The following is a 24,187-nucleotide window of genomic DNA, read 5'->3' as shown; positions in this document are numbered from 1 at the left end:
CCTCAGCGCAGTGCCACAGCCGCCAATAGCGCCGCCAATCCCCAGAGCAACCCGCAGGAGCGCTTGTACAGCGTGAGCGCCCGGCGGATATCGGCTGCACTGGCCTCGGCGCGACCATCTCCCATCCAGTGATCCTCGACGCGGGTCTCGCCATAGACGCGCGGTCCGGCGAGCCTGAGGCCGAGCGCTCCGGCCATCGCGGCTTCCGGCCAGCCGGCATTGGGCGAGCCGTGCTTGCCGGCATCGCGCCGAACGGCTTTCCAGGCTCCGCGGGCATCCGCCGATCGGTCGAGCGCCGCCGACACGATCAGCAGCAGGGCCGTCAATCGCGAGGCCGGCAGGTTGACGAGGTCATCGAGCCGCGCCGCTGCCCAGCCGAACGCGAGATGGCGCGGCGTGCGGTGGCCGATCATCGAATCGGCCGTGTTGATCGCTTTATAGGCAGCGATGCCGGGAAAGCCGCCAACACCCAGCCAGAAGGCGGGCGCGACGATGCCGTCCGAAAAATTCTCGGCGAGGCTTTCGATGGCGGCGCGCGACACGCCGGCTTCGTCCAGCGTCTGCGGATTACGCCCGACGATCATCGAAACGGCGCGCCGCCCGCCGTCGAGCCCGTCCCGCTCCAACTCCTCGGCGACGCGGGCGACATGTTCGTAGAGGCTGCGCTGGGCGATCAGCGTCGAGGCGAGGAAGGCCAGCGGGATCAGGCCGAACGGCCCGAGGGCGAGGCACAGGCGCTGGACCAGCGCCGACAGCGCGATGACGGCGGCGAACAGCAGCACGAGCGCCAGCACGCCCATCGCCTTTCGCTGCGCGAAAGAGGCAGTTTCCCGGTTCAGCCCGCGATCGAGCCAGCCGATCAATCGGCCGATCCAGGTGACGGGATGGCCGATTGCGGCATAGAAGCGCTGGGGATAGCCGAACACCGCCTCGATGGTCAGCGCGAGCACGAGCAGCGGCAGGCTGGCGGAGAGATTCATGCGGGGCGCGGACGGGGTCGTGGCTGAGGACGGTATCTGGCATGGCGGCGATCTCGCCACGGCCCGCGCCCTCTTTCCGGAGGCGCCGCAGCCCTGGATCGATCTCTCCACCGGGATCAACCCGATCCCCTATCCGCTTCCGGCGCTGCCGTTAAGCCTCTGGGCGCGCCTTCCCGGTGCCGATGACGAGGCGGCGCTGATAGCAGCGGCCCGGAAAGCCTATCGGGTCCCGGCCCACGCAGACATGGTCGCGGCGCCCGGAACGCAGATCCTGATCGAACTGCTGCCGCGTCTGTCTCCAGCGGGGCCGGTGGCGATCCTCGGCCCGACCTATGCCGAGCACGGCCATGCCTGGCGCAAGGCGGGCTATGCCGTCACCGAAACCGCCACGCCTGCCGAGGAAGCCACGACCGTCGTCGTGGTCAACCCGAACAATCCGGACGGGCGCGTGCTGTCGCAGGCCGAGCTCACAAGGCTCGCCGCGCATTGTGCCGCCAATGGCGGGTTTCTCGTCGTCGACGAGGCCTTTGCCGATTTCACGCCGGAGGCCACCATCGTGCCGGATCTGCCTGTTGGGGCGATCGTGCTGCGCTCCTTTGGCAAGACCTATGGCCTCGCCGGCCTGCGGCTTGGCTTCGCCATCGGCGCGCCCCACCAGATGGCGCGACTCAAGGCGGCACTCGGTCCCTGGTCGGTTGCCGGTCCCGCGCTCCATGTCGGCGCGCAGGCGTTGTCGGATGCCAATTGGCTCGCCGAGACCGGGCGGGAGCGTGCCCGCGATGCCGCCCGCCTCGATGCCTTGCTGGCGCCCCATGGCCGAATCGTTGGCGGTACGACTCTGTTCCGCCTGCTTGAAACGCCGGTTGCGTCGGCTCTTTTCGCCCGTCTCGGCCGCCACGGCATCTATGTCCGGCGCTTCCAGAACGCGCCGGATCGCCTGCGCTTCGGCCTGCCGGGCGACGAGGCCGGATGGTCGCGCCTGCGCGCTGCGCTCGCCCTCGATACCCGGGAAGCATCGCCGCCAGCGTGAAGCTTGCATGCGGCCAATGCGGGGACAGGAGCGGGCGCGCCCGCTAACGTCCAGCCAAGAAGGAATCGGGGAGAGACGACACATGGCATTCCTGCCGCCGGAAGGCGACCTGACGATCGGCTTCGCACATGCCGCTTATCAGCTCCGCGACGAGTTCCTGACGCGCGGCCGCGCCGCGAAAAGCTTCGAGGTCCGCAGCCTGGACGAATTGCGCGAACGCGCGCCGGAAGCCGATGTGCTCGTCGTTTCCGGCCTCTGGCGCAACGACCTGCTGCCGCGCCTGCCGAAGCTGCACTTCATCCAGTCGATCAGCGCGGGCACCGACCAGTTCGACAAGCCCGCGATCGGCGCCGCGGGCGTGCGCCTCGCCAGCGCCCAGGGCGGCAATGAGCGGGCGGTGGCCGAGCATGCGATCTCGCTGATCCTGGCGCTGACCCGCCAGATCCATTTCGCCCGAGACAACCAGGCGAAGCAGGTCTGGCGCCCGATGATCGGGGACCGCGCGCTGCGCGAGGATGAACTCGGCGGCAAGACGCTGGTCATCGTCGGGCTCGGCCGCATCGGCCTGAGACTTGCGAAGCTCGCGAGCGCCTTCGACATGCGCGTCATCGGCGTGCGCCGCAGCGCCGAGCCGCAGCCGCATGTCGAGGCGGTCGTCCATCCGGACAAGCTGGCCCAGACGGTGGCGCAGGCCGATTTCGTCGCGCTGACCTGCCCGTTGACGCCGGAGACGGAAGGGCTGATCGATGCCCGCATTCTCGGCGCGATGAAGCCTTCCGCTTACCTGATCAACGTCGCGCGCGGCCGCGTCGTCGACGAGATGGCCCTGCTCGACGCGCTCGGCAACGGCGGCATCGCCGGCGCCGGGCTCGATTGCTTCCATGAGGAGCCGCTTCCGTCGAACTCGCCCTTCTGGCGCATGCCGCAAGTCATCGTCACGCCGCACAGCGCTGGCGAGACCCGTGCCTATGAGGGCAACGTGATCGATATCCTTCTCGATAATCTGGATCGTCTCGGACGCGGCGAAGCGGGCCTGCGCAACCAGATCGTCTGAGCGGCAGCAGGTGGCGGCGATGGCTTCGCCCAGATTGTTCCGGCCGGGCGGCCCTTCGCTGATCCCCGCGCTCGGGATCACCCAGGTCTTCGGCTACGGCACGCTGTTCTACGCCTTCACCGTGCTGGCGCCGCGCATGACCGCCGATTTCGGCTGGGCTCCGGAGTGGACCTTCGGCGGTTTCGCGATCGGCCTTTTGCTGGGTGGCGCGGTCGCGCCCGTCACCGGCAGCCTGATCGACCGCTATGGCACCCGGCTGGTGATGACGATCGGTTCGGCGCTGGCCGGCCTCTCGCTGTTCGCGCTGGCGGAGGCGCGCGGCATCGTCAGCTATACCTTCGCGATGGTCGCCTTGCAGGCGGTGACCACGGCCGTGTTCTACGATGCCGCCTTCGCCGCGCTGACTCAGGCGCGCGGCAGTCAGGCGCGCCGCGCCATCAGCCAACTCACCCTGATCGGCGGCTTCGCCTCGACCTTGTTCTGGCCGCTGACCTCGAGCCTGCTCGGGATGTTCGACTGGCGCGGCGTTTATCGGCTCTACGGCCTCTCGCAGATCCTGGTTTGCCTGCCCTTGCACCTGTTTTTCCTGCCTGGGCGGGTGAAGCGGCCGGTCGTCGCGCAGGCCGCAGATGCGGCAGTGCCAGCCCCGCGGGAGCCGGAGCTGGCTTATCTCCATGGCGATGCGCGCCGCCGTGCTTTCCTGCTGCTGGCGCTGGCCTTCTCGCTCCAGGGCTTCGTCGTCTCGGCCATGGCCGTTCATATGCTGGCGCTGCTGCAGGGCTTTGGGCTCAGCGCGGCCGTCGCGGTCGGCATCGGCGCGATGCTCGGCCCGTCGCAGGTCGCCGGACGCCTCGCCGAGATGCTGTTCGGCCGCAGCCTCTCGCCGGTGACCACGGCCTGGGTCTCGGCCTGGCTCATGCCGCTCGGTCTGGTGTTGCTCCTGATCGGCGGCTCGATGCCGGTCGTCGCCGGGCTCTTCGCCATCGCCTTCGGCATCAGCATGGGGCTGAGTTCGATCGTACGCGGCACCGTGCCGCTCCAGCTCTTCGGTCCGGTCGGCTTCGGTGCGACCATGGGCAAGCTCTCGGCGCCCGGCCTTGTCATCAAGGCGGCGGCGCCGCTCGTCTTCGCCGTCTCGCTGGAGCGGGGCGGCGTCATGCTCTCGACGGTGCTGCTGATCGGTTTTTCTGCGCTTGCCGCCGGCTCGCTCATGCTGCTGGCGCGCCGCCGGGCCTGAATTCAGGCCCGCATCGTCCGCCACCAGTGGCGCACGGCGTCGCGCGTCCGCATCGCCATCGCATAGGCGGCCGTGGCGCGGACCCAGCCGAGCACGCGATCACGCACGCGCACCACCTGCCCCATGAACCAGGCGAACCAGCGATAGCTCAGCAGCTTGTCGCGCCCGGCATGGTAGATGCGCTCGACGAAGACGAAGCTCGTCAGATGCGCGAAGGCGGTCACCACCAGGCCGGCCCAGAACTGCCCGCGTGCGAAGAGCAGCAGGCCAAACAGCTTCAAGGGCTCGGCGATGGCGAAGGGGATCGCCAGCGCCAGCAGAACGAGGGCGCGCGGCAGCGACGCGACACGCTCCTCCAGCCGGCGCATGATGCGCAGCTCCGCGAGCCGGCGCAGCAGCGGCCGGTAGAGCGGCCGCAGGAACTCGTCGAGGATGACGAAGACGGTGATGACGGCGCGCAGGACCGCGAGCAATCCGCGGGTGAACGGAGCGCGCTCCGGCGCAGGCGAGGGCGGAAGATCGTCGGGCATCGCGATCCGATTCATAGATTGCGGTTTGCGGCAATTCAAAGCCGCCCGGCGCGGCAGGCGTTAGCGGCGCGCGTCTTCCTTCAGCATCGCCACGCCCTTCTCGGCGATCATCATCGTCGGATTGGCGGTGTTGCCGGAGGTGATCGTCGGCATCACCGAAGCGTCGATGACGCGCAGGCCCTCGACGCCGCGCACCCTGAGCCGCCCGTCGAGAACCGCGCCCGGATCGTCGTCGCTGCCCATCCGCGCCGTGCCGACGGGGTGGAAGATCGTGGTGCCGAGCTTGGCGGCGGCTTCCAGCAGGGCTTCGTCCGATTGGGCGGCATCGCCCGGCATGTGCTCTTCCGGGCGGAAGCGGGCGAGCGGTGCCTGCGCCACGATCCGGCGCGTCAGCTTCATCGCGTCGATCGCGACCTGCCGGTCCTCCTCCGTATCGAAATAATTCGGCGAGATGACCGGATTGTCGCGCGGGTCGGCCGAGCGCAGATGCACGCTGCCGCGGCTCGACGGCCTGAGATTGCAGACGCTCGCGGTGAAGGCGTCGAACGGGTGGAGCCCCGAGCCCCAGCTATCGAGCGAGAGCGGCTGGAAATGATATTGCAGGTTTGCGGTGGCGTATTGCTGGGAGGACTTGGCGAAGGCGCCGACCTGCGAAGGCGCCATCGTCAGCGGTCCCGTGCGTAAGGCGGCCCATTCCAGCGCCATCAGCGGCCGGCGCCAGAGCTTGGCGTAGTCGCTATTCAGCGTCTTGACGCCATGGACCTTGTAGATCGGCCGGATCTGGAGATGGTCCTGCAGGTTCTCGCCGACGCCGGGCGCATCGACCAGCGTCTCGATGCCGAAGCCCTGCAGTCGCGACCCGCTGCCGATGCCGGAGCGTTCCAGCAGGAGCGGCGAGGCGACGGCCCCGGCCGAGAGCACGACCTCGCCGTTGATCTCGACCTTCAGCCTCTCCTCGCTCGCCGTACCCAGGGCATGGGTGAATTCGACGGCCTTCGCCCGGCCGTTCTCGAACAGGATGCGCTCGACATGGACGCCCGTCTCCAGCCTGAGATTGTCGTGGTTGTGCCGTTCGAGCATCGGTTTCAGGAAGGCGCGATAGGCGCTCAAACGCCGGCCCCGCCGCTGGTTCACCTGGAAATAGGACGAGCCTTCATTGTCGCCGGTGTTGAAATCCAGGATCTTGGCGATGCCCGCGGCTTCCGCCGCGTCCCGGATCGCATCGAGGATCGCCCAGCGCACGCGCGGATGCTCGACGCGCCATTCACCGCCGGCCTTGTGCAGCCCGCCCGGTGGCGGCGCCATATGGTCCTCATGCCGCAGGAAATAGGGCAGGACGTCGTCCCAGCCCCAGCCGGCCAGGCCGCGCTGGCGCCAGCCGTCATAGTCGGCGGCCTGGCCGCGCATATAGACCATGGCGTTGATCGCCGAGGAGCCGCCGACGACCTTGCCGCGCGGATAGGCCAGCGCCCGCCCGCCGAGCCCGGCCTGCGGCTCGGTCTGGAACAACCAGTCGGCGCGGGGATTGCCGATGGCGAAGAGATAGCCGACCGGGATGTGGAACCAGACCCAGTCGTCCATGCCGCCGGCTTCGAGCACCAGCACCCTGTTCTTCGGATTGGCCGCCAGCCGGTTGGCGACGATGCAGCCGGCCGAGCCCGCCCCGATGACGACATAGTCGAACGAGCCGATCAGGCGACGCGCGGTCGATGCGGTATCGGGCATGGCGTTTCCAGCGTTCCGTTGCAGGCCTGCCCGTTGCTTCGGCAGTGACGGAGCAATCTGGCATAGGCCGGCTGGCGTGGCAGCAGGCGAAAACGCACAGTGCGTTGGCGGTGATGATGACCCGGCTTCGCCCGGCGGCCGGGATCCCGTGAGCTCAGGATATCCGGTAGCCCTCGACGAAAACCTTCTGCTCGGCCTCCCAGCAAAGGCTCTCGGCAGCCTTCAGCGAGTTCCTCTTCATCTCCTCGATGTCGCGGCGCGTCAGGCTGTTGATCGCATTGGCGACCGATTCGGCATCGAACGTGGCGACGAGCCGGCCGTTCTTGTGCTCGCGGATGATTTTTGAAAGCTCCGGGACATCCATCACGACCAGGGCCAGGCCCGACATGATGTACTCGAAGAACTTGTTCGGGAGCGTGTATTTCCGCTGATTGGAAAAGACGTCGAAGGCGAAATAGCCGATATCGGCCTGGTTGGCCGATGCGACGAGGTCCGCGAACGGGACAGGAGGCGCGATCGTGAACCGATGCGCCACGCCGAGCTGCTTCGCGAGGTCCAGCAATTTCCGATCGTAGTTCGGATCGGCAGGCCCGCGCATCGTCAGCCGGAATTCTTCGCGGCACAGGACCAGTGCGCGCACGGCGACATCGAGATTGCGGGTGGGGGTGATCAGCCCGTGATAGACGATCTCGATCGTCTCGCCGCAGGGCCTGAACGGCATTTTCTCGAAGAAGGGCGTCGATCTGACGACGATCGGGCGCTGCGCGAGCTCGTAATCTGCGGCCAGGAGGTCCGCGATCCCGTCGCAGACGGTGCTGACGACGTCCGCGCTCTTGAAATAATGGCGCTGCAACGCATCGACATAGGGCCGGGTGACCGTCAGCCACTCATTCCGGGCGTTACGATCAGGGTTGTTCTCGTAATCATATTGCTGGAGCGCGTATTCGTGACAATCGAGGCCGAGCCTCGCACCGCGGCGCTTTGCGACGTCATCCGCCAGGATATAGGTGAAATAGTCATGCGCTATGACGAGGTCGCACGGCGGAATTTTCGCGATCAGATGCCTTTTCAGGTTCCGCGTCGCCTTGTCGCGATAGAAATGCTTTCGCGCCTCGCGCCATGACCAGGGCCGGGCTCTTGGGGAGGTGAGGGGCAGCCTCACGCGCAGCTTCGGCACGGCCCGCTTGGCATGGACGAGGAGAATTTCCGAGATGCGGCGCGCGGCGGCCAGAGGATCCGACAGGATCATATGCCGGATCCTGCGGGTTTCCGGCGGCCTCACGCGGCCGGAACTATCCGGCAGGAGGCTGAGATCGGCCTCGACGAAGTCCCAGTTATCGGGGATCGGCTTGCCGCGGCCGTACCCGACCACGGTCACCTGCCAGCCTTTTTCCAGGAAGGCCCGGATCTGACGCAGGACCCGGGGCTCCTGGACCACCGATGTCAGCGAGATGATGCAGACCCGGCGGGGCCGAGCGTTGGGTTCTGCGGCAAGAGACATGCCCGCAGCGCCGGAACGCTCGGAAGGCGGTTGCTGCGTCATGCCCCACCGAGTTTGCGTCGGATCCGCCGTGCAACGCCGCGTGCGCGCGGGACGAACCATCCCTTGAAGCTCACGACGGGGTTTTGCGCGACCTTCGCCAGCCGGAGAGCCGGATAGTAGTAGCGCGGCCGATACTTCGTGTCGGTGTCGAAATCCCACAGCGAGATGGGGGGCTTCTTCAGGAGATCTTCGTATTCCGCGTCCGAGATGCCGAGCTTCTTCAGCACGAATTGCCGGTCGATCTTGGCCTGTTCCTCGGCGATGGGCGGCTTCTGAATCGCGGCAAGCGCCTCGTCGCGCGTCATGCGATGGTCGTTGATCAGGCAGGACAGATGCGGCCGGCGCTTGTCGGCGCCGAACTTCGTGAAGAGATACTGCGTCTGGTAGAAGCGCGTGTAGATCGACTCGTGGTGCTTGTCGCCATACGAGACCCAGCCGAGCTCCGACTTCATCAGGTCGAGAGCCTCGAACTTGTTGTATTCGAAGTAGTTGAGCACATAGACCATTTCCATGTGCTTGATCGCTGGCCAGAGCACGGCGTAGTCGAAGAACGTGTAGTGCGGATAGGTGCGAAGCGGGCCGGCTCCGAACTTTTCCCCGATGGTGCGGATATAGCGCCAGTCCGAATGCCCGTCCGACCATGTGCGCGGAACCATCTGCTCCGTCGCATAGTTGGAGCCGCCCATGATGAAGCGGACACCCTGCTCCATGGCCACGCGATAGAGCACGGCGGTGATCGCGTGGTCGGTCGGAATCTCGCAGTCGGGAACGCCCGAGCGGACGAAGGCGGCCTGCAGGCCGCGGAATTCCTCCCAGTTCAGCACCTCGGTATAGAGGTCGATGCCGAGCTTCGTGACGACGTTCTCGATGTTGCTGACCGCGATCTCGGTATTCCAGCCATTGTCGAGATGGATGGCGAGCGGACGAAGCCCGAGCTTCTTCACCACGACATAGGCGACGTAGGTCGAATCGACGCCGCCGCTGAGACCGATGATGCAATCGTATTTCTTGCCGCGGCCCTCCTCGCGGATGCGCTGCGCGATCGCTTCCAGCTCGGCCCAGCCCTCCGGTCCGCGCTTGACGTATTGCTCGATCGTGGCGTCGTAGGAGAGGCAGTGGTTGCAGATACCGTTTTCGTCAAACGAAATCTCGGGATCCGACGTATCCATGATGCATCGGGAGCAGATCTGATAGCGCGTCGAAGATTGTTCGCCCGGCCGCTGGCGCGGGGGCTTATAATTCTCGCCGATTGAACGGTTCACATGAGACGCGAAAAACCTGTCGAGAGCGTTGATCGCCGTTTCGCGAACATAAGTCGACGTTTTCGTCACGGGTATTGTCCATACATCTGAGCGCGCTGTGCGCGTGACATGGCGGAGAAAATCGGCCATGTCAAAGTTCCGGGTCTCCCAGCTTCCTTCCGATTATGGCCGAGCGTTCCATCTGCATTCTGTCGCTGTCCGCTATCGCGGACGATCCGCGCGTGAGGCGCCAGGGCGATGCCTTTGCGGATGCAGGCTGGCTGGTGACGGCCGTGGGGCTGGATGGTGGGGCCTCGCCGGCGCCGTCCTGGACCATCCTGACGCCCGGCTCCGCTTCCCCCGGCCGCGGGCCGCAGGGTGCTGCTTCTGCGGGGCCGGCCGGGGCCCGGGCGCTGGCGGCGCGCCTGCCGGGCGCACTGCGCCGGATCGCCCAGCCCTGCTGGCGCCTGGCTTTGCGCGTGTTGAAGCTGCCGGAATACGCTAGGCTGGCCTCGTTCCGGCTGGCCCCGGGCCAGGCCGTCGACTACTACCTGCGGCGTCCGCATATCGCTCCACTCTATGCCGCGGCTCTCGACGTGAAGGCGGCGGTCTATCTGGCCAACGATTGGCACATGTTGCCGGTCGCGATGGCGCTGGCGGAGCGGCATGGCGGCATCGTCGGATACGACACCCACGAATATGCACTCGAAGAATATGGCCATAGATTGGCCTGGAAGCTGACCCGGGTGCCCTTGGTTCGCGCGGTCGAGGGTGCGGGGCTGGCCCGCGCCAAGGTTAGGACGGCGGTTTCGGCCGGTATCGGCACGGATATCGCACGCATCTACGGGCTGCCTGAGCCCCTGCAGGAGATCAGGAACGTGCCCGATCGGCACGACGTGCCGTTTCGGGCGGTCGGCAGTCGCTGCTCCGTCCTGTTCCACGGTATCCTGGCGCCGAATCGCGGCATCGAGGAATGCCTGGAGAGCGTCCCGCTCTGGCGGCCTGAATTCGAATTCGTGCTGCGCGGCCCCGGGGAGCGAAGCTACCTCGACATGATAGAGCAGACGATCGACCGGCTGAAGATCCGCGACCGGGTGCGGCTCGATCCGCCGGTGCCCATGGTCGAGCTCGTCGCACGGGCGACGGAGGCCGATATCGGGATCGTCACGCTGCCGCCCAGCTCGAAGCACAATCTCTATGCGCTGCCGAACAAGTTCTTCGAGTACGTGCAGGCGGGATTGGCGCTGATCGTGTCGGACCTGCCGGACATGAGAGCCCTCGTCGACCGTCACGGCTTCGGGGTCCTGACCGAAAGCCTGACGCCGGAGGCGATCGCGGCTGCCGTGAACGGTCTCGACGCTGCCGGAATCGATAGGCTGAAGCAGCGCAGCTTGGCCGCGGCGGGGGAGCTCAACTGGGATGTCGAGCGCTCCCGGCTGGTCGGCCTCTACGAGACCGCGATCAGCCGAGCCTGAACACCTCGTCCAGCACGTTTTGCGTTGGGTAGGTGATCAGCACCGCCCGATGCGTTCCCTGGAAGACGAACATGCTGCCGGCTGCGGCCGCGGCGGCGCCCGCCTCGACCGCTGCCCTGAAATCGTCCGGCTTGCCCGCACCGCCGAGCGCGACTACCGGCACGTCGACCGCATCGGCGAGCGCCTTGATCAGCGGGAGATTGTAGCCCGCGAGCGAGCCCTCGCGCTTCATGTCCTGGATGATGATCTCGCCGGCGCCGCGGCGCACGCATTCCCGGGCGATCGCCAGCGGGTCCTGGCCGGTCGCGCGCGTGCCGTTCTGCGTAAAGGCCTTGTAGCTCCCCAGCAGATTGCGCTTGGCGTCGATGCAGACCACGGTGCTGGAGGCGCCGAGGAGGGCGGAGATTTCCTCGATCAGGGCGGGATTCTCGACCGCCGCCGTATTGACGATCGCCTTCTCGACGCCGAGCGAGGCAAGCCGCGCGGCGTGCTCGACCGAGCGGATGCCGCCGCCATAGCCGATCGGCATGAAGCTCTCGCTGACGATCTCCTCGATCAGCGCGTAATCCGGTTCGCGGCGCTGGGGCGTCGCGCTCATGTCGAGCAGGACGAGCTCATCGGCGCCCTTGTCGTTGAAGATCTTCACCGCCACGCGCGGATCGCCGACATAGCGCGGCGCGCGGAAGCCCTGGGGCTTGTACAGAAGCCCGTCCTTGATCAGCAGGACCGGGATGACGCGCGGCCGCATCGGTGGGAGCTGAAGGGGCGGCAGCCCGGTCGGATCGGACATCAGGGCCGCCATGCTGCAAAATTGGACAGGAGCTGCATGCCGTACCGATGGCTCTTCTCGGGGTGGAACTGAACGCCGACGACCGTGTCCTTGGCGATGCCGGCATTGAAGCGGCAGCCGCCATAGGAGGATTCCAGCAGGACATCCTGGCGCGAGGCGCAATCGACCCAGTAGGAATGCACGAAATAGAAGCGGGGCATCTCGAGCCCCGCCAGAACCGGGTGCTCCTTGGCCGTCGCGACATGGTTCCATCCCATATGAGGGACGGTCGGCGGCTTCTGCCCGGCTTCGCCGGGCTCGAAGCGGAACTTGACGCTGCCGCCCTTGATCAGCCCGAGGCCTTCGCCGGGGCCTTCTTCGCTGTCATCGGCAAGCAGTTGCATGCCCATGCAGATGCCCAGAAGCGGCGTTGCATCCTTCAGGATCTTGTCGCGGATCAGGGAACGCAACTCCATCTGGGCGACATTGCCGGCGCAGCGGGAGAAGTTGCCGACGCCCGGCAGCAGCAGCTTGTCGGCCTTCGCGATATCCTCGTGCCTGTCGGTCAGGCTGGCCTCGATGCCCAGGCGCCTGAACATGTTCAGGATCGAGCCGAGATTGCCCATCTTGTAGTCGATGATCGTGATCATGCGCAGGCAGCCTGCAAGGAAGCGCCGGCCGGCGCATTGTCGTTGTCGAGGCCGTCGCGCCAGGCGCCGTCGCGGCCGAGCCTCAGCCACTCGCTCGCGCTGATCCAGCGCCACAGATCCCATGAAACGTCGGCGCCGGCCTGATGCCGCTGCCATGCGGCCTCGATCGCGCCGCGATCATAGGTCGCCTGGTCCACGATGGGGCCGGCGAACAGCAGCTCATGGGCCCAGTCCTTCAGCGGGCCGCGCAGCCATCTGTCCTGGGGCGCGGCAAAGCCGACCTTGTCGCCGCGCCACTGCACGTCCCGGGGGATGACGCCGTCCATCGCCTGGCGCAGCGGCCATTTCTGCCAGCCGTTCCGGATGAGGACCTCGTCCGGAAGATGGCTGCACCAGTCGACGAGCTCGTGGTCGAGGAACGGGAAGCGGGCCTCGATGCCGAACGCCATGGCGTTGCGGTCCGACATGACGAGCTGGTTCGGCAGCATGTCGTGGAGCATGCCGTCGGCGAGATAGGCCCGGAAGAAGCGGCCGTTAGCGGGATCGGGGGTTCCGACGCGGCGTGCGAGCTGCGGCTCCAGCCGAGACGGCTCTCCGCGAGCCATGCGAAACTTGTCTGCAATGCCGCGCTTGAGCATGTCGAGGATTGACCCGGCCGCATCGGCGTTGAACCGGCGGCCGGCATCGGTGTACTTCCGCGCCTCGCGAACCAGATGCTGGCGATGCAGATATGTCTGCTTCGTCAGCTCGAACCAGCGGCCGGTGTTCAGCCAGTCGATCTGCTTGACGCCGAAATAGAACTGATAGCCGCCGAGCAGCTCGTCCGCGCCCTGGCCGTCGATCATGACCGTCAGGCCGCTTTCGCGCGCGGCCCGATGCACGCACCATTCGAGATAGGCGGAGGCCGACAGGAACGGCATCTCCTGGTGCCAGTGCAGCGCGCGGGATTCCTCCATCAGCCGCAGCGGATCCGGCTCGATCCCGAGGCCGGCGGCGCCGCAATAGCGCAGCACACTGTCGATATGGGCTCCCTCGCTCAGCGTCGGATCGTCGCTGAACCGGGCCGAGATCGTATGGAGGAGCTGGCCTTCCCGCGCGACGTTCTGTCCGGCCATGAGACCGACGAGCGAGGATGAATCCAGGCCACCCGACAGGCAGGCGCCGACCTGGACATCGGAGCGCAGGCGAAGCCGGACCCCGTACGTCAGACGCTCGCGGAATTCCGCGGCGGCGTCAGCCGGGCGGATCGGGCGGACATCGCCGAAATCAGGCAGCCAATAGCGCCAGGAGCGGCGAATCCGGCCATCCGCGGAGACGACCATCGCATGCGCCGCCTCGAGCTGGCTGACGCCGCGAAACAGCGTCTCGGCGCTGGCATAATCCGCCCGCCCGCCGGTGAAGATGTTGAGGCGATCCTGGTCGAGCTCGACCGCCACGCCCGGATGCGCGAACAGCGCCTTCATCTCCGAGCCGAGCGCGAGCCCGCCGCCGGCGATCGCGGCATAGTAGAGCGGCTTCTCGCCGTAGCGGTCACGCGCGACGAAGGCCTCGTTGCGCCTTCCGTCCCAGATCACGAAGGCGAACTGGCCGTTGAGGCGCCGCAGGCAATCCTCGCCCCAGACCAGATAGGCCTGGACCAGCACTTCGGTGTCGGACGCGGTCCGGAATGTCGCTCCGGCCGCCCGCAGTTCCTCGCGCAGCTCGATGTAGTTGAAGATCTCGCCGTTGAAGACGATCGCGATCCGGCCGTCCGCGGCGAGCATGGGCTGCGTCGCGGCATTTGACAGGTCGATGATCGACAGCCGGCGATGGCCCATCCCGACGGTGCCGTCGCCGACGCGCTCCATCCAATGCCCGGCGCCGTCGGGGCCGCGATGGACGAGGCGGTCACGCATCCGGACGAGGATGGATGTATCCAGCGGTCCCGGGGTCAGGACCGCGACCAAGCCGCACATTCTCTTCTCACGCGTTAGGAAGTTTCCGGAAGATCATCGTCGATCTCCGTCTGTCTCGGGCACGGAAAGCATAGCACGCTTTGCCGCTACGCTCTGCCGACACCAAGCGCCGCATCGCCGGCTGCTCGTGCCGATAACGTGCCAGGGTCCAGTAGCGATTCAGATCGTGGTCATAGACATACAGGCTCGGATCGGTCTCGTCGGCACGGCTCTGCAGGACGTAGCCGGCCTTCTCGAAGGTGCGGATCACGCTTTCCGGCTGACGCAGGCGGAAATAGCTGAACTCGTCGAGCTGGACCCGCAGCATCACGCCGAGCGTCGGGATGACGCTGTGGTTGACGATCAGCAATCCGTCATCGGCGAGGATCTCGCGGGTATCCTGCGCGAATTTCCCCAGGTCCTGGCAGAACATGATCGCGGCGCGCGCCATCACGATATCGAACGTCTTGGGAACCTCGGCCTGGATGCTGTGGCTGTTGAAATTGAAGAGGCGGACATCGATGCCATGCGTGGCCTTCGCATAGTCGATGGTCGGCTGATTGATTTCCGTCAGGGTCACCTCGGCGCCGAGCTTGGCGATCTCCATCAGGAAATGTCCGTTGCCGCCGCTGATGTCGAGCACGCGCTTGCCGTAGAAGGCGATGCGGTTCGGTTCGGCATGCTGGCGCAGGAAGTCGCCGGCCGTGCCGATCGAGTAGTCGATATGGTCTTGGTGGATGAAGTAATCATACATCGACGCCTCGTCCTCCTTCATCTTCTTCAGATGGGGGTCGGGCAGAAATGTCAGCGAGTACCGGTCCTTCTGCTGCGGAAAGGCGTCGCCGCAGGCGTGGCACAGGAACCAGTTCCGTTTGTAGGTGTTCAGCGCAAGCAGATCGTCCGATTGGCAGGAAAGGCAGATCACGGGGGGATCCTATCGTTCACTGGCGCGCCGCGAGGCGGGCGTCTTCGGGCGGCCGATCCGGGTAATGCCATATTCCGTTCATATGCACGAGAGGCGGATCGGAATCATTGCTCGGTGCGTAGTTCAGGCAGCCGAAGCGCGACCAGAGATCGTAGCGCTCGGCGGCAGCGCCGAGTGGGGGGGATGCATCCTCGATCGCCAGCGAAAGCAGATAATGCTGCGCGCCGAGAAGAAGCGGGCCGAGCACCATGCGGAAGGTTGCCTCCGAGCCGGCCGGAAGATCGCCCAGCTCGATGAGCTCTCCTGCGGCAGAGGCAAAGCGCTCGCCGGAGAGCGAGTATATCCGCAATTGCGGCGTGATCGCGAAGCTGCCGCCGGTAGTGCTGGAAAGCCGCACCGTCAGTTCCAGCTCGTCGCCGACGACGAGGCCGGTCATTCGTGCCGGGGACGCGCGCATCTCGATCCCGGCTATGCGCAGCCCCGGCTTGCCTGGATAGGACATGACCGCTTGCCCGTTGGCCCGTGTGATGGGGACCGGCTCGCCCTCCACCCGTTCCGCCACGCGGATGGCCTCGGCCACGAATTCGGTGTCGAGGCTGGCCGGGAGGCTGAAAGGATCGGTCGCTTCCTCGATCCGGGCGGTTGCGCCGCCATGGGCCGCGGCGATGTCCTCCATCTCGGCCTGGTAGGCCGCAAGCACAGCCTCGGCCGGGCCATCCTGATGGACCCGTCCCTCGCGCAGCCAGATGACGCGCTCGCAATATTGCAGGATCTGCGTGGCGTCGTGGGACACGAGCAGGATCGTGCAGCCGCTATCGACCAGCCCTCGCATCCGGTTCGCCGACTTGACCGCGAAATAGCCGTCTCCCGCGCCCAGCACCTCGTCGATCACGAGAATGTCGGGCTGTATGGCCGTCGCCACCGCGAACTGGGTCCGTGCCTGCATGCCCAGCGAGTAGACGCCGAAGGGCTGGTTGATATGCAGGCCCAGCTCCGTGAAGGCGACCACGTCCGCGATGGCGTCCTTCAGGCGCCGGCCGGTCAGCCCGCTCTGGGACAAGGCGGCTTCGATGTTCTGGAAGCCGGTCAGGTCGGGATGGAACCCGCCCGCCACGCTCATCAGAGCCTGGACGGTCCCGTTCCTCTCGACCGCGCCTTCGCTCGGCGCGACGGCACCCGTCGCCAGCTTGAGCATCGTCGTCTTGCCGGAGCCGTTGCGCCCGACGATGCCGACCCGCTCGCCGCGGCGGATCGACAGGTTCAGGCCCCTGAGCGCGGAGAAGACCGGAATCTCCGGGCGCTTGCGAAAGGGCAGGCGACGCAGGCCGAGCTGGTCGACCGCGACCTGCAGCGGCGAGGCATACATCTTGTAGAGCTTGGCGACGCCCGAGAACGACAGGGCCGGCTGCTCGGGGAGCGGAGAGGGGAGTGTCATCCGAGCGCGACCTTCAAGGGCTGTCCGGACAGGATCGCCTTGAGCAGCCGCTGCTGACGCTCCGGCTCGGCGATCGTCCTTTCGGGATGCCACATCAGGCAGGTGAGCGGACGGGCACGGTGGGAGGCGGCCTCGACCGTATCGTCGCTCCCCCACAGGATCGGCTCGAGCTCTGCCGCAAGATCCGCGCGGCCGATGCCGAAATCGTGGAAGCTGTTGACCAGGAAGGAGCCGCCACCGGCGGTCGAGACCTTGTGGCTTGCGGCGACATGTCCTTCCACTGGCCGAACCTGCCCGCCGAGGCGCTGGTTGATCGCCTGCATGCCCCTGCAGATGCCGACGACGGCACACCCGTGCCGCTCCGCCCAGTCCAGCGCGGCTTCTTCCAGCCTGTTGCGCTCCGCATCCGGCGCGCTTTCCGGCAGCGGGTCGCTGCCGCCGGTCAGGATCAGCGCATCGGGCTGAAGCCGTTCGAGCAAGGCAAGGGGCTCCGTCGCCGCATTGGGCAAGGCGACCATCTGGCAGCCGAGGCGGCCGAGCAGCCGCGCCCATTCCTGGTCGAGGCAGTCCCGGCGCTCCTTGTAGCGCTGCTCCTCGCAGGTCCGTTGACTGAGCGCGACCAGCATCGATTACCTCAGAACCATGATGCGCCGCGCCGCACAGTCGAGCTCGACGATTTCGGCCTTCGCCAGCGCGTCCATCTTGACCTCGCCGACGCCGATCGCGGCCGGGAGCCCGAATTCGGCCGCGCGGATGGCCATATGCGAATTCGCGCCGCCATAGGTCGTGACGAAGCCCGCGAGCTTGCGCCCGAACAGCCAGTCATAGCCGGGATCGGCGTTCTCGATAAGGGCGATGGCGCCATTGAGCGCATCGTCCTTCACCAGGCTGGCGACGGGCACCACGCGCGCCGTCACCTTGCCCATCGTGACGAAATTCGGCTCGACCTCGGGCATGACGAAGGACTGGAAGTCGCGTGCCTGCGTCAATAGCGGCGGCAGCCGCATCGATTGCACCAGCCGCACCCTGTCCCTGGCGGTGGCGATCCGCCGCCGGAGACGCTCGATATCCGGCCCGATCGAGCCGGAGCCGATATCGAGGATGTCGCCGATGGTGAGGTAAGCGGCATCGGAGCGCGCGATGCCGGCAGCCTCCGCCCAGGCGGCGATATCGTTCAAGGCGGCGCAGACGCTGCGGGAGAAGATGAATTTGGCTTCCTCCCGCCCTTCGATGGAACGGCGCAGAAAGCGGTCGATCTCGTCGATCTCCTCCGGGAGCGAGGCCGCCTGCATGGCCTTCTGCCAGTTGCGGGCTTCGTCCGCCGACCAGGCGAAGGACGAATGCGAGGGCTCCTGCGCGTTGTCGACGAGCGGGCGCAGATATTCCTCCGGCGTCTCGCCATAGGATGGAGCGCCGATGTCGTAGGTGCCCGGGCGGAGATGCCCGTAACGGGCGACGAACGCATCCCAGGCGAGTGCGCCCTTGCGGACCTGCCAGGCATCTTCCGGCAGGCGGTGGCCGACCGTCCTGATGGAGCCGAGGAACTCGCTCATGCGGGTCGCCGAGATCAGGCCCGTCTCGACTGCCGTCTTGAGGAGCGACATCGCGACGAAGCCGCAACGCGCGAGATGCGCGAAGAGCAGCGTTCCCGTCCGGCGGCAGACATATAGGCTGGCGCGGAGCCGGCTGAACAGGGCGCCGTCCGCCGCCAGGAGCCGCTCCTGCATCGCGGCATAGCTGTCGAGGCGGGCCCAGGAGCTTTCGCAGCGTGCGAAGGCATGGTGCGTGATCGCGATCAGCGCCGCCCGGTAGTCGTCGGTCTCCGCGCGGCTGAGCCCTGCCTCATTCAAACGCTCCCGCCAGGACTCGAACGCGAAGTCGAAGCAGGTCAGGGTGATGCCGAATTCCAGCTTGTCGTGCAGATGCGGTTCCCGGCGCAGCCGGGCGATGCCCGCCTCGACGATCCGGCGGGCGACGGTCTCGGGAAGGGCGGCGGGGATGAAGCTGTTCAGGCTCGCGCGGACATCGACATAAGGATGTCCCGCGAAAAGCCGGATGAGCGGCTGGTGCCTGAGGTCGCGATAGCCGAACTCGGCTCGCTGGACCGCCCAGGTCTCGTCGGTGATGAGATGACGGTACAGGCTCTCGGCCAGCGGCGCCGGCGTGATTCCGATCAGCTCGGCCGGGTTCCAGTCCGGCATGATCCCGAAGACCGTGGCATCGCCGACGATGCCGGGCATCGGCGCCTGGCCCTCGCCGAAGGCCTGTTGCGCATAGGCGATCTCGCGGGCGATGAGCGCGTCCGTGTCGCCGGTCCGCTCCTGCTCCATGACGAGCGGGCGCACCTGGAGGATATGGCAGACGTCGTCGCCATCGATGGCGAACTCGACATCGAGCGTGTCCAGTTCGGTCAGGCGCTCGATCTCATCGAGCGCGTCGACCAGGCTGGCGAGGGACGGGTGGGCATCGGGCGGCAGCTCGGTCGAGCCCCGGTGGAGGTAGATGACCCTGCTTTCCCCGCGCATGCCGCTGGTCACGATATCGGTGCGGCTGCCTTCGGAGGCGTTGATGACGCGGTAGGGCGCGCCGACGCCGAGCGTCCGGGTGAAGGCCACGCCGCTGCGCGCGACGCCGCGGATCATCGGCTGGACGAGGACCTGATGCTCGTCGCCACCGTCATAGGAGCCGATCACGCGCGCGACAGCCGCGGCGAGGCTGGCTTCATCGAAGCCGACATTCAGCTCCGACTGGAACTTGCCCGCATTGCTTTCGTTGAAGCCGTCCTCGTTGCGGGCGCTGGAGCGGACGGCGAGGCTGCCGGAGGGCAGCTCCGCCAGGACGCGTGCCGCGATCGCGGCTTGGTCTCGGCGCCAGTCCGCGACGGAGAAGGTCGCCTGCGGCGCGATCCGGGCTTTGGTGATGACCTTCGCGAGCCGTGACAGCGTTTCGGCCTTGGTGCCGAAGATGAAGCGCGCGAGCACGGCCTCGCTGTCCAGATCGGTCCAATGGCCCGACGCGTCGTGGAAGCTGAAAGCCTCGCCGCGTTCGCGCAGCGTCTCCAGCCAGGCGGCGAGATGCGCCCTCGGGTCTTTCGCCAGCGTGCTTGCGAGCGCATCGGCGGCGGCCTCGACGCGCGACGCTGGTATCCTGACGAAGCCGACCACGTCATGCTCCGCCCTGTCGATCTCGGCGGCCCGCCCGAAGGCGGATGGCTGGCCGTCCGGGCCGAACAGGACGACCTCGCGGCTGGTGCGGCGCGCCGTCCGGCGCGACGAATCCACGGCGAGCCCGACCCGCTCCGGCGAAGCGGTGCTGCTCAGCGCTTCGACAAGATCCGGCCGGAACAGGATGTCGGCATAGCTGATATAGACATCCTGGCCCGCGCCCAGCCCGGCTTCAGCGAGCGAGCGGATGCTGCCCGAACGTTCCCAGTCCGGATTGATGGCATAGTGCAGTTGCGGGAACCGCTCCATGATGTCTGTAACGGCGTATCCGCCGACGAAATGGACGTCGTCGCCGAGCGGCGCCAGGGTCGAGAGCAGCCAGTCGAGCACGTTGCCGCGCCGGCTCACCGCCCTCAGCGAGCTGTGGCTCTCGCCGTGAAAGGGCCGGCCGGCGCCGAGAATGATGACGCGCGGCTTCATAGTGTCCCATCGCTGAGAAGGCGCATCGCCTTGCGCTGCAGGCGGGCATGCATCCAGTAGAAATTCCGTCCGCTCTCGGGATCCTGCGGCGTGTTCGGCAGCGAGGCGAGGTCCCGGCCACCGCAGGCAGCGACGACATCGGCGAGAAGCTGGGCGCGCAGATGCGGGTCATAGGCGTAGAGCAGTGCCGAATAGACGACATCCGGACGCTGCTCGATCGCCTCCTTCAGGAACGGCATGACCGGCCGTTCGAACTCCCGTGTGCGGATGATCGAGCCGGTATCGATGCCGGGGTTCATGTAGAAGCAGCTCATGCCCGGCCGGCCGCGCGTCAAGAGCGACCAGAACAGCCCGTCCGACCCCCGCACATGCGGGACCACGCCGGGGTGGATATGGATCATCCTGAAGTCCGGCCGGTCGAGCAGCGCGGGCGGAACCCGTCCGCCATTGGTGTAGAGCCAGACGGGCATGCCGGCCTTCGTCAGCCGCTCGTGCAGGTCCTTGTCGTCATAATCCTCGGCGACGAAGGGCAGGACCTGTTCGGCATATTCTGACCAGTCGAAGGCGCCGAAATAGTCGACCGGGTGCGGAACCACGGCCTGCATGGCCTCGCAGAGCGCCCGGAAACCGTCGTCGAAATGCCGGTCGGGCAGCCTGCGGCGCTGTTTCACGAGTGGCGCGACGAGCCGGTCGAACTGCCCGCGCAGGCCTTGCCTGTGCCGGACAGGGCCGGTGAAATCGGTCAGCAGCACGAGCCGGACCCGATAGCCCGCGGCCCTGAGATAGGTCAGGTAGGTGCGCGACGTCGAACAGAAGCGGTCCGCGACGATTCCGAGATCGACGGTCTGCATCACGGGGCTTCGCCGAGGGAGATGCGCAGGGCGCTCTCGAAGGCGGCGGGAAGGGTGATGGGCCTGTCGATGAGAATACCGTCCTGCATTTTCATGGCGGTGTTCAGAAACTTCCAGTCGCCGCGTGCGAGGCCGGCGAACACGAACAGGCAGGCGAGATAGGTCGACACCTCCGCCCGCACCGGCCTGTCATCCACGGGCTTGCCGAAGCCGTCGATATAGGCAGCCAAAAGCCTGCGGCCAACCTCGACCTTCCGCGACAATCGTTCCAGCACGGCGGCGGCCGCATCGTCGGCCGCCAGCAGGGCGGGATCGAGGACGATCCGCTCGGTCGCGGGCTGTTCGGGCGATGCGAGCGACTTAAGCGCCGCCGCGAGCATCTCCCGCAGCGCCTCCGGGGTGCCGGCTGCGACCACGGGCCCTTCAGAGGCGATCATCATAGAAGGCCAGCAATTCGCCGCTCTGCGCGAGGCCGTTATAGGCCTCGTAATCGGCCAGGCTGTCGATTTCCAGCCAGCCGCGGTTGAAGAAGCCCGGACGCACCGTGATGCCGGCATCGATCATCGCTTGCACGAAGGACGTCATGAACATGTTCGCCTTGTCCCGGCCGTCATGCGGGCCGGCGGGGTCGAGCTTGTCGTAGAGATCGACGATGCCGCGCTGGGCATCGGCCCTGATCTTTATCAGGCCGATATACTGGCCTTCAATCTCGTCATAGCTCCGCGGCTTGCGGCCGAGCTCGACGAGCTGGCCCTCGGGGCCGATCTTCAGCGTCTCGGCATCCGAGAGCGGGTCGTCCATGCGCAGGCCCCACAGATCGCGCCAGCCGCGGTCGACAGCCACGGCGACGGGGGCATCGACCGCGAGCAGCGACGCCAGGACCGTGCGTTGATAGACGATGTCGCCGTAGCAGATCAGCAGGTCGCGCGACCCGTCGAGGAGATGCCGGGCACAGAAGAGCGACGACACCATGTTGGTGCGCTCGTAATCCGGGTTCAGGACCTTCTTGAGCCCCGGAAACGCGATCCGGTCCGCGAGATGACCCGCGACGATCGAGATGTCGTCGATCCCTTCCGCGGCGAGCGTCCGCAACTGGCGCGACAGCAGGCTCTCGCCGGCCAGGGGGGTCAGGCATTTCGGGGCGGTATCGGTGAGAGGCCTGAGCCGCGAACCGAAGCCGGCGGCGAGGATGACGGCACGCGGTGAGGTCATCTGAGGTCCTTCATCAAGGCGATCAGGCTGGTCGCGGCGCGCTCGCCGACATGGGCTTGTTCATAGAGGAAATCGGGCACGACGGCGGCAATGGCATCCGGCGGGCGAGGCGCGTCGATCGCCGCGAGGATAGCCTGCAGTGTATCGCCGAGAGTGCAGCCGGCGATGGTCCCAAGCCGCGCGCGCAACGCGATTTCGACCGGTTCGGACGCGATTTCCTGCCAATCCGGGTTCAGCACCTTCTTGGGCAGGTCGACGAAGACCGTCGGCCGATGCCTCAATGCGGCGTATTCAAAGGCGATGCCGGAATAATCGGTCACCAGGACATCCGCGCTCAGCATCGCGGTCTGGACGATATCGGTCGAGGTTTCCAGGACGAAGCGGGGGTTGCCGGCCGCAGCTTCCAGCGTCGCGGCTAGTTCCGGCTCCTGCTTGAGGAAGAAGCTCGGATGGGGCCGCAGGGTGACCTGCAGGCCTTCCGCCAGAAGTCCGGCCACGAGCTGCGGACCCATGCTGCGCAACAGATTGGCCTCGCCCCAGGACGGCGCCAGAAGCACATGCCGTTGCGGCTGCGGGGGTCCCGCCTCCCGGAGCACATCGGCGAGCGGGTCCATCTTTCCGTAGCCGACATCCATGGACAGCCCCGGCGGCAGGCCGTGGCGCGCCCGGATCAGGCTCCACTCGCGGACATGATGCGGGCCGGCCGCGAACAGCACGTCGTAATTGTCGAACGCATCGCCCGGATAGATCATGTGCAGGCTGACCAGAGAATGCGGCATGTGAACGAGCCGCCGCAGGGACGGCCCGAAGAACGCCCTGGGAATGCCGCTCGACGCGGTGACGACCAGCCGCATCCGGAGCTTGTGCAGCTCTTCGATATTCGAGGCTTCGATCAGCGGAACCTCAAGCGCGGCATAGCGCTCCCTGAGCGCCGGCGGCGCCGCGCCCGGTCCGCCCGACAGGACCAGCCGCAGCTTGAGCCCGCGGGCGAGGCAGGCCGCGATCGTGCTGCGGACCCAGATCTCGTCGATCCAGCTCGATGCGTAGAAATCGACATCGACGCCATGGCCCGGCCTTCCGAAGAAGCGGCGCAGCGCTTGCAGGAGGCGGCGTTCCACGATCCGTGCCTGTCAGATCTTTCTCATCACGTAGAACTCGCGCAGGCCGGATTCCGTCTTCTTGAAGACGCCGTCCCACGAGAACAGGTCGCGCACGGTTTCCATCGCTGCGTAGAAATCGGCCTGGCCGGGGTCAGCCGCATGGGTTTCGAACAGAAGCAGCCCGCCCGGCGCGAGATAGGAATGCATCCGCTCCATATGGTCGCGGATCGACACGCGGTAATTCTCGTCGTCGGTCCAGTGCGTCGCGAAGGACAGGACGACGGTGAACGGCTCCTTGGCCGCGTATTCCTGAATGCGGACGGCCTCCAGCGAGACGAGGCCGCCGACATTCAGGTGGTCGGCGCAGAGCCGGCCGATCTCGATCATATAGGGGTTGATGTCGATGCCATGGGCGCGGCACCCGGTCCGATAGGCCGCCATCAGCGCGATGAAGCCGCAGGAGCAGCCGATGTCGAGGACGTTGTCCTTTTCGCTGATGAATTTCCTCAGCTCGTATTCGTCGAAGCGCGGATCGGCGAGCCGGTCTCCGAACACGTTCAGGAGCCCGAGGCCCTGATAGGGATAGCCGTTGAAATAGGTATAGCTCTTATATTCCTGCGCCTGCCGGCGAAGCGTGTCGTTGATCGCGGCGTTGAGGCCGCGCAGGCGCACGACGGGATCGCGGTCGTTCAGTCCGCGATCATCCGCATAGATGGCGTTCATGAGCTCGCGGCTCAGCGCGACCATCTTGACGCCGAAATCGTTCAGGCGCGACGAGAGCTTGAGCGCGAGAGGCCAGCGGCGTTGGTCTGCTGAAAAATAGCGGCGAACGAAAACCGGGATCATAGTGCT

21 protein-coding genes are annotated in these 24,187 nt (G+C 66.6%); 4 read left to right on the top strand and 17 right to left on the bottom strand.

Features of this window, described 5'->3' with window-relative positions; all coding sequences use genetic code 11:
• Nucleotides 1–2: 2 nt before the first annotated feature.
• Nucleotides 3–980, bottom strand: coding sequence for an adenosylcobinamide-phosphate synthase CbiB (gene cbiB, locus Q9235_RS18545; protein WP_306223270.1), 978 nt, complete (start codon nucleotides 978–980; stop codon nucleotides 3–5).
• Between cbiB and cobD the strand changes: the two genes are divergently transcribed.
• The 3 genes from cobD (at nucleotide 979) to Q9235_RS18530 (ending at nucleotide 4,301) form a co-directional block, all read left to right on the top strand.
• Nucleotides 979–2,010 carry a threonine-phosphate decarboxylase CobD gene (cobD, locus tag Q9235_RS18540; protein ID WP_306223269.1) on the top strand — a complete coding sequence of 344 codons (1,032 nt, stop codon included), beginning with the start codon at nucleotides 979–981 and terminating at the stop codon, nucleotides 2,008–2,010. The two genes, cbiB and cobD, sit on opposite strands and share 2 nt — an antisense overlap.
• A gap of 82 nt (nucleotides 2,011–2,092) precedes the next feature.
• A complete protein-coding gene (locus Q9235_RS18535) occupies nucleotides 2,093–3,064 on the top strand; it encodes a D-2-hydroxyacid dehydrogenase (protein WP_306223268.1) in 972 nt (323 codons plus the stop codon).
• 19 nt (nucleotides 3,065–3,083) lie between these two features.
• Nucleotides 3,084–4,301 carry an MFS transporter gene (locus tag Q9235_RS18530; RefSeq protein WP_306223267.1) on the top strand — a complete coding sequence of 406 codons (1,218 nt, stop codon included), beginning with the start codon at nucleotides 3,084–3,086 and terminating at the stop codon, nucleotides 4,299–4,301.
• Between the two features lie 2 nt (nucleotides 4,302–4,303).
• Here the strand turns inward: Q9235_RS18530 and Q9235_RS18525 are convergent, their stop codons facing one another.
• The 4 genes from Q9235_RS18525 to Q9235_RS18510 all read right to left on the bottom strand — a co-directional run bounded on the left by Q9235_RS18525 (nucleotide 4,304) and on the right by Q9235_RS18510 (nucleotide 9,268).
• Nucleotides 4,304–4,831 carry a hypothetical protein gene (locus tag Q9235_RS18525; protein ID WP_306223266.1) on the bottom strand — a complete coding sequence of 176 codons (528 nt, stop codon included), beginning with the start codon at nucleotides 4,829–4,831 and terminating at the stop codon, nucleotides 4,304–4,306.
• Between the two features lie 60 nt (nucleotides 4,832–4,891).
• Complete coding sequence (locus Q9235_RS18520) at nucleotides 4,892–6,556, bottom strand: GMC family oxidoreductase (RefSeq protein WP_306223265.1); 1,665 nt, start codon at nucleotides 6,554–6,556, stop codon at nucleotides 4,892–4,894.
• 154 nt (nucleotides 6,557–6,710) lie between these two features.
• Nucleotides 6,711–8,057 (bottom strand): glycosyltransferase, encoded by a 1,347-nt coding sequence (locus tag Q9235_RS18515; RefSeq protein ID WP_306223264.1) that lies wholly within the window; start codon nucleotides 8,055–8,057, stop codon nucleotides 6,711–6,713.
• 38 nt (nucleotides 8,058–8,095) lie between these two features.
• Complete coding sequence (locus Q9235_RS18510) at nucleotides 8,096–9,268, bottom strand: N-acetyl sugar amidotransferase (protein WP_422678212.1); 1,173 nt, start codon at nucleotides 9,266–9,268, stop codon at nucleotides 8,096–8,098.
• A gap of 314 nt (nucleotides 9,269–9,582) precedes the next feature.
• Here Q9235_RS18510 and Q9235_RS18505 point away from each other — a divergent pair, with 314 nt between their 5' ends.
• A complete protein-coding gene (locus Q9235_RS18505; RefSeq protein WP_306223262.1) occupies nucleotides 9,583–10,815 on the top strand; it encodes a glycosyltransferase in 1,233 nt (410 codons plus the stop codon).
• Here the strand turns inward: Q9235_RS18505 and Q9235_RS18500 are convergent.
• Genes Q9235_RS18500 through Q9235_RS18445 form a run of 12 tightly spaced genes read right to left on the bottom strand, consistent with a single transcriptional unit; the run spans nucleotide 10,802 to nucleotide 24,181 of the window.
• Nucleotides 10,802–11,605 (bottom strand): AglZ/HisF2 family acetamidino modification protein, encoded by an 804-nt coding sequence (locus Q9235_RS18500; RefSeq protein WP_306223261.1) that lies wholly within the window; start codon nucleotides 11,603–11,605, stop codon nucleotides 10,802–10,804. The two genes, Q9235_RS18505 and Q9235_RS18500, sit on opposite strands and share 14 nt — an antisense overlap.
• Nucleotides 11,605–12,234, bottom strand: a complete 630-nt coding sequence (hisH, locus tag Q9235_RS18495; protein ID WP_306223260.1) for an imidazole glycerol phosphate synthase subunit HisH — start codon at nucleotides 12,232–12,234, stop codon at nucleotides 11,605–11,607. The genes Q9235_RS18500 and hisH overlap by 1 nt, the downstream gene beginning before the upstream one ends.
• Entirely contained in the window at nucleotides 12,231–14,189 is a 1,959-nt protein-coding gene (asnB, locus tag Q9235_RS18490) for an asparagine synthase (glutamine-hydrolyzing) (protein ID WP_306223259.1), read from the bottom strand. Before asnB ends, hisH begins: the two co-directional genes overlap by 4 nt.
• Nucleotides 14,190–14,196: 7 nt before the next feature.
• Nucleotides 14,197–15,093 carry a class I SAM-dependent methyltransferase gene (locus tag Q9235_RS18485; RefSeq protein ID WP_306223258.1) on the bottom strand — a complete coding sequence of 299 codons (897 nt, stop codon included), beginning with the start codon at nucleotides 15,091–15,093 and terminating at the stop codon, nucleotides 14,197–14,199.
• A gap of 16 nt (nucleotides 15,094–15,109) precedes the next feature.
• A complete protein-coding gene (locus tag Q9235_RS18480; protein ID WP_306223257.1) occupies nucleotides 15,110–16,528 on the bottom strand; it encodes an ABC transporter ATP-binding protein in 1,419 nt (472 codons plus the stop codon).
• Nucleotides 16,525–17,154 (bottom strand): gamma-glutamyl-gamma-aminobutyrate hydrolase family protein, encoded by a 630-nt coding sequence (locus Q9235_RS18475; RefSeq protein ID WP_306223256.1) that lies wholly within the window; start codon nucleotides 17,152–17,154, stop codon nucleotides 16,525–16,527. The genes Q9235_RS18480 and Q9235_RS18475 overlap by 4 nt, the downstream gene beginning before the upstream one ends.
• 3 nt (nucleotides 17,155–17,157) lie before the next feature.
• Complete coding sequence (locus tag Q9235_RS18470; RefSeq protein ID WP_306223255.1) at nucleotides 17,158–20,172, bottom strand: PEP-utilizing enzyme; 3,015 nt, start codon at nucleotides 20,170–20,172, stop codon at nucleotides 17,158–17,160.
• Entirely contained in the window at nucleotides 20,169–21,026 is an 858-nt protein-coding gene (locus tag Q9235_RS18465) for a formyl transferase (RefSeq protein WP_306223254.1), read from the bottom strand. The genes Q9235_RS18470 and Q9235_RS18465 overlap by 4 nt, the downstream gene beginning before the upstream one ends.
• Nucleotides 21,023–21,439, bottom strand: coding sequence for a hypothetical protein (locus Q9235_RS18460; RefSeq protein WP_306223253.1), 417 nt, complete (start codon nucleotides 21,437–21,439; stop codon nucleotides 21,023–21,025). Before Q9235_RS18460 ends, Q9235_RS18465 begins: the two co-directional genes overlap by 4 nt.
• 7 nt (nucleotides 21,440–21,446) lie before the next feature.
• Complete coding sequence (locus Q9235_RS18455) at nucleotides 21,447–22,235, bottom strand: phosphocholine cytidylyltransferase family protein (RefSeq protein ID WP_306223252.1); 789 nt, start codon at nucleotides 22,233–22,235, stop codon at nucleotides 21,447–21,449.
• On the bottom strand, nucleotides 22,232–23,353 hold the full coding sequence (locus Q9235_RS18450) for a CDP-glycerol glycerophosphotransferase family protein (protein ID WP_306223251.1): 1,122 nt from the start codon (nucleotides 23,351–23,353) through the stop codon (nucleotides 22,232–22,234). The genes Q9235_RS18455 and Q9235_RS18450 overlap by 4 nt, the downstream gene beginning before the upstream one ends.
• Before the next feature lie 12 nt (nucleotides 23,354–23,365).
• On the bottom strand, nucleotides 23,366–24,181 hold the full coding sequence (locus Q9235_RS18445; protein ID WP_306223250.1) for a class I SAM-dependent methyltransferase: 816 nt from the start codon (nucleotides 24,179–24,181) through the stop codon (nucleotides 23,366–23,368).
• Nucleotides 24,182–24,187 lie beyond the last annotated feature (6 nt).

This window comes from Bosea beijingensis, assembly GCF_030758975.1.
In the GTDB taxonomy this organism is placed as follows: domain Bacteria; phylum Pseudomonadota; class Alphaproteobacteria; order Rhizobiales; family Beijerinckiaceae; genus Allobosea; species Allobosea beijingensis.
This window is presented reverse-complemented; position numbering and strand designations above follow the sequence as displayed.

What these genes read in the sequence shown, in the direction of transcription:
- cobD (WP_306223269.1), top strand. Translation starts at nt 979, where the DNA reads ATGCGGGGCGCGGACGGGGTCGTGGCTGAGGACGGTATCTGGCATGGC.
- cbiB (WP_306223270.1), bottom strand. Translation starts at nt 980, where the DNA reads ATGAATCTCTCCGCCAGCCTGCCGCTGCTCGTGCTCGCGCTGACCATC.
- Q9235_RS18535 (WP_306223268.1), top strand. Translation starts at nt 2,093, where the DNA reads ATGGCATTCCTGCCGCCGGAAGGCGACCTGACGATCGGCTTCGCACAT.
- Q9235_RS18530 (WP_306223267.1), top strand. Translation starts at nt 3,084, where the DNA reads ATGGCTTCGCCCAGATTGTTCCGGCCGGGCGGCCCTTCGCTGATCCCC.
- Q9235_RS18525 (WP_306223266.1), bottom strand. Translation starts at nt 4,831, where the DNA reads ATGCCCGACGATCTTCCGCCCTCGCCTGCGCCGGAGCGCGCTCCGTTC.
- Q9235_RS18520 (WP_306223265.1), bottom strand. Translation starts at nt 6,556, where the DNA reads ATGCCCGATACCGCATCGACCGCGCGTCGCCTGATCGGCTCGTTCGAC.
- Q9235_RS18515 (WP_306223264.1), bottom strand. Translation starts at nt 8,057, where the DNA reads ATGTCTCTTGCCGCAGAACCCAACGCTCGGCCCCGCCGGGTCTGCATC.
- Q9235_RS18510 (WP_422678212.1), bottom strand. Translation starts at nt 9,268, where the DNA reads ATGGATACGTCGGATCCCGAGATTTCGTTTGACGAAAACGGTATCTGC.
- Q9235_RS18500 (WP_306223261.1), bottom strand. Translation starts at nt 11,605, where the DNA reads ATGTCCGATCCGACCGGGCTGCCGCCCCTTCAGCTCCCACCGATGCGG.
- hisH (WP_306223260.1), bottom strand. Translation starts at nt 12,234, where the DNA reads ATGATCACGATCATCGACTACAAGATGGGCAATCTCGGCTCGATCCTG.
- asnB (WP_306223259.1), bottom strand. Translation starts at nt 14,189, where the DNA reads ATGTGCGGCTTGGTCGCGGTCCTGACCCCGGGACCGCTGGATACATCC.
- Q9235_RS18480 (WP_306223257.1), bottom strand. Translation starts at nt 16,528, where the DNA reads ATGACACTCCCCTCTCCGCTCCCCGAGCAGCCGGCCCTGTCGTTCTCG.
- Q9235_RS18475 (WP_306223256.1), bottom strand. Translation starts at nt 17,154, where the DNA reads ATGCTGGTCGCGCTCAGTCAACGGACCTGCGAGGAGCAGCGCTACAAG.
- Q9235_RS18470 (WP_306223255.1), bottom strand. Translation starts at nt 20,172, where the DNA reads ATGAAGCCGCGCGTCATCATTCTCGGCGCCGGCCGGCCCTTTCACGGC.
- Q9235_RS18455 (WP_306223252.1), bottom strand. Translation starts at nt 22,235, where the DNA reads ATGACCTCACCGCGTGCCGTCATCCTCGCCGCCGGCTTCGGTTCGCGG.
- Q9235_RS18445 (WP_306223250.1), bottom strand. Translation starts at nt 24,181, where the DNA reads ATGATCCCGGTTTTCGTTCGCCGCTATTTTTCAGCAGACCAACGCCGC.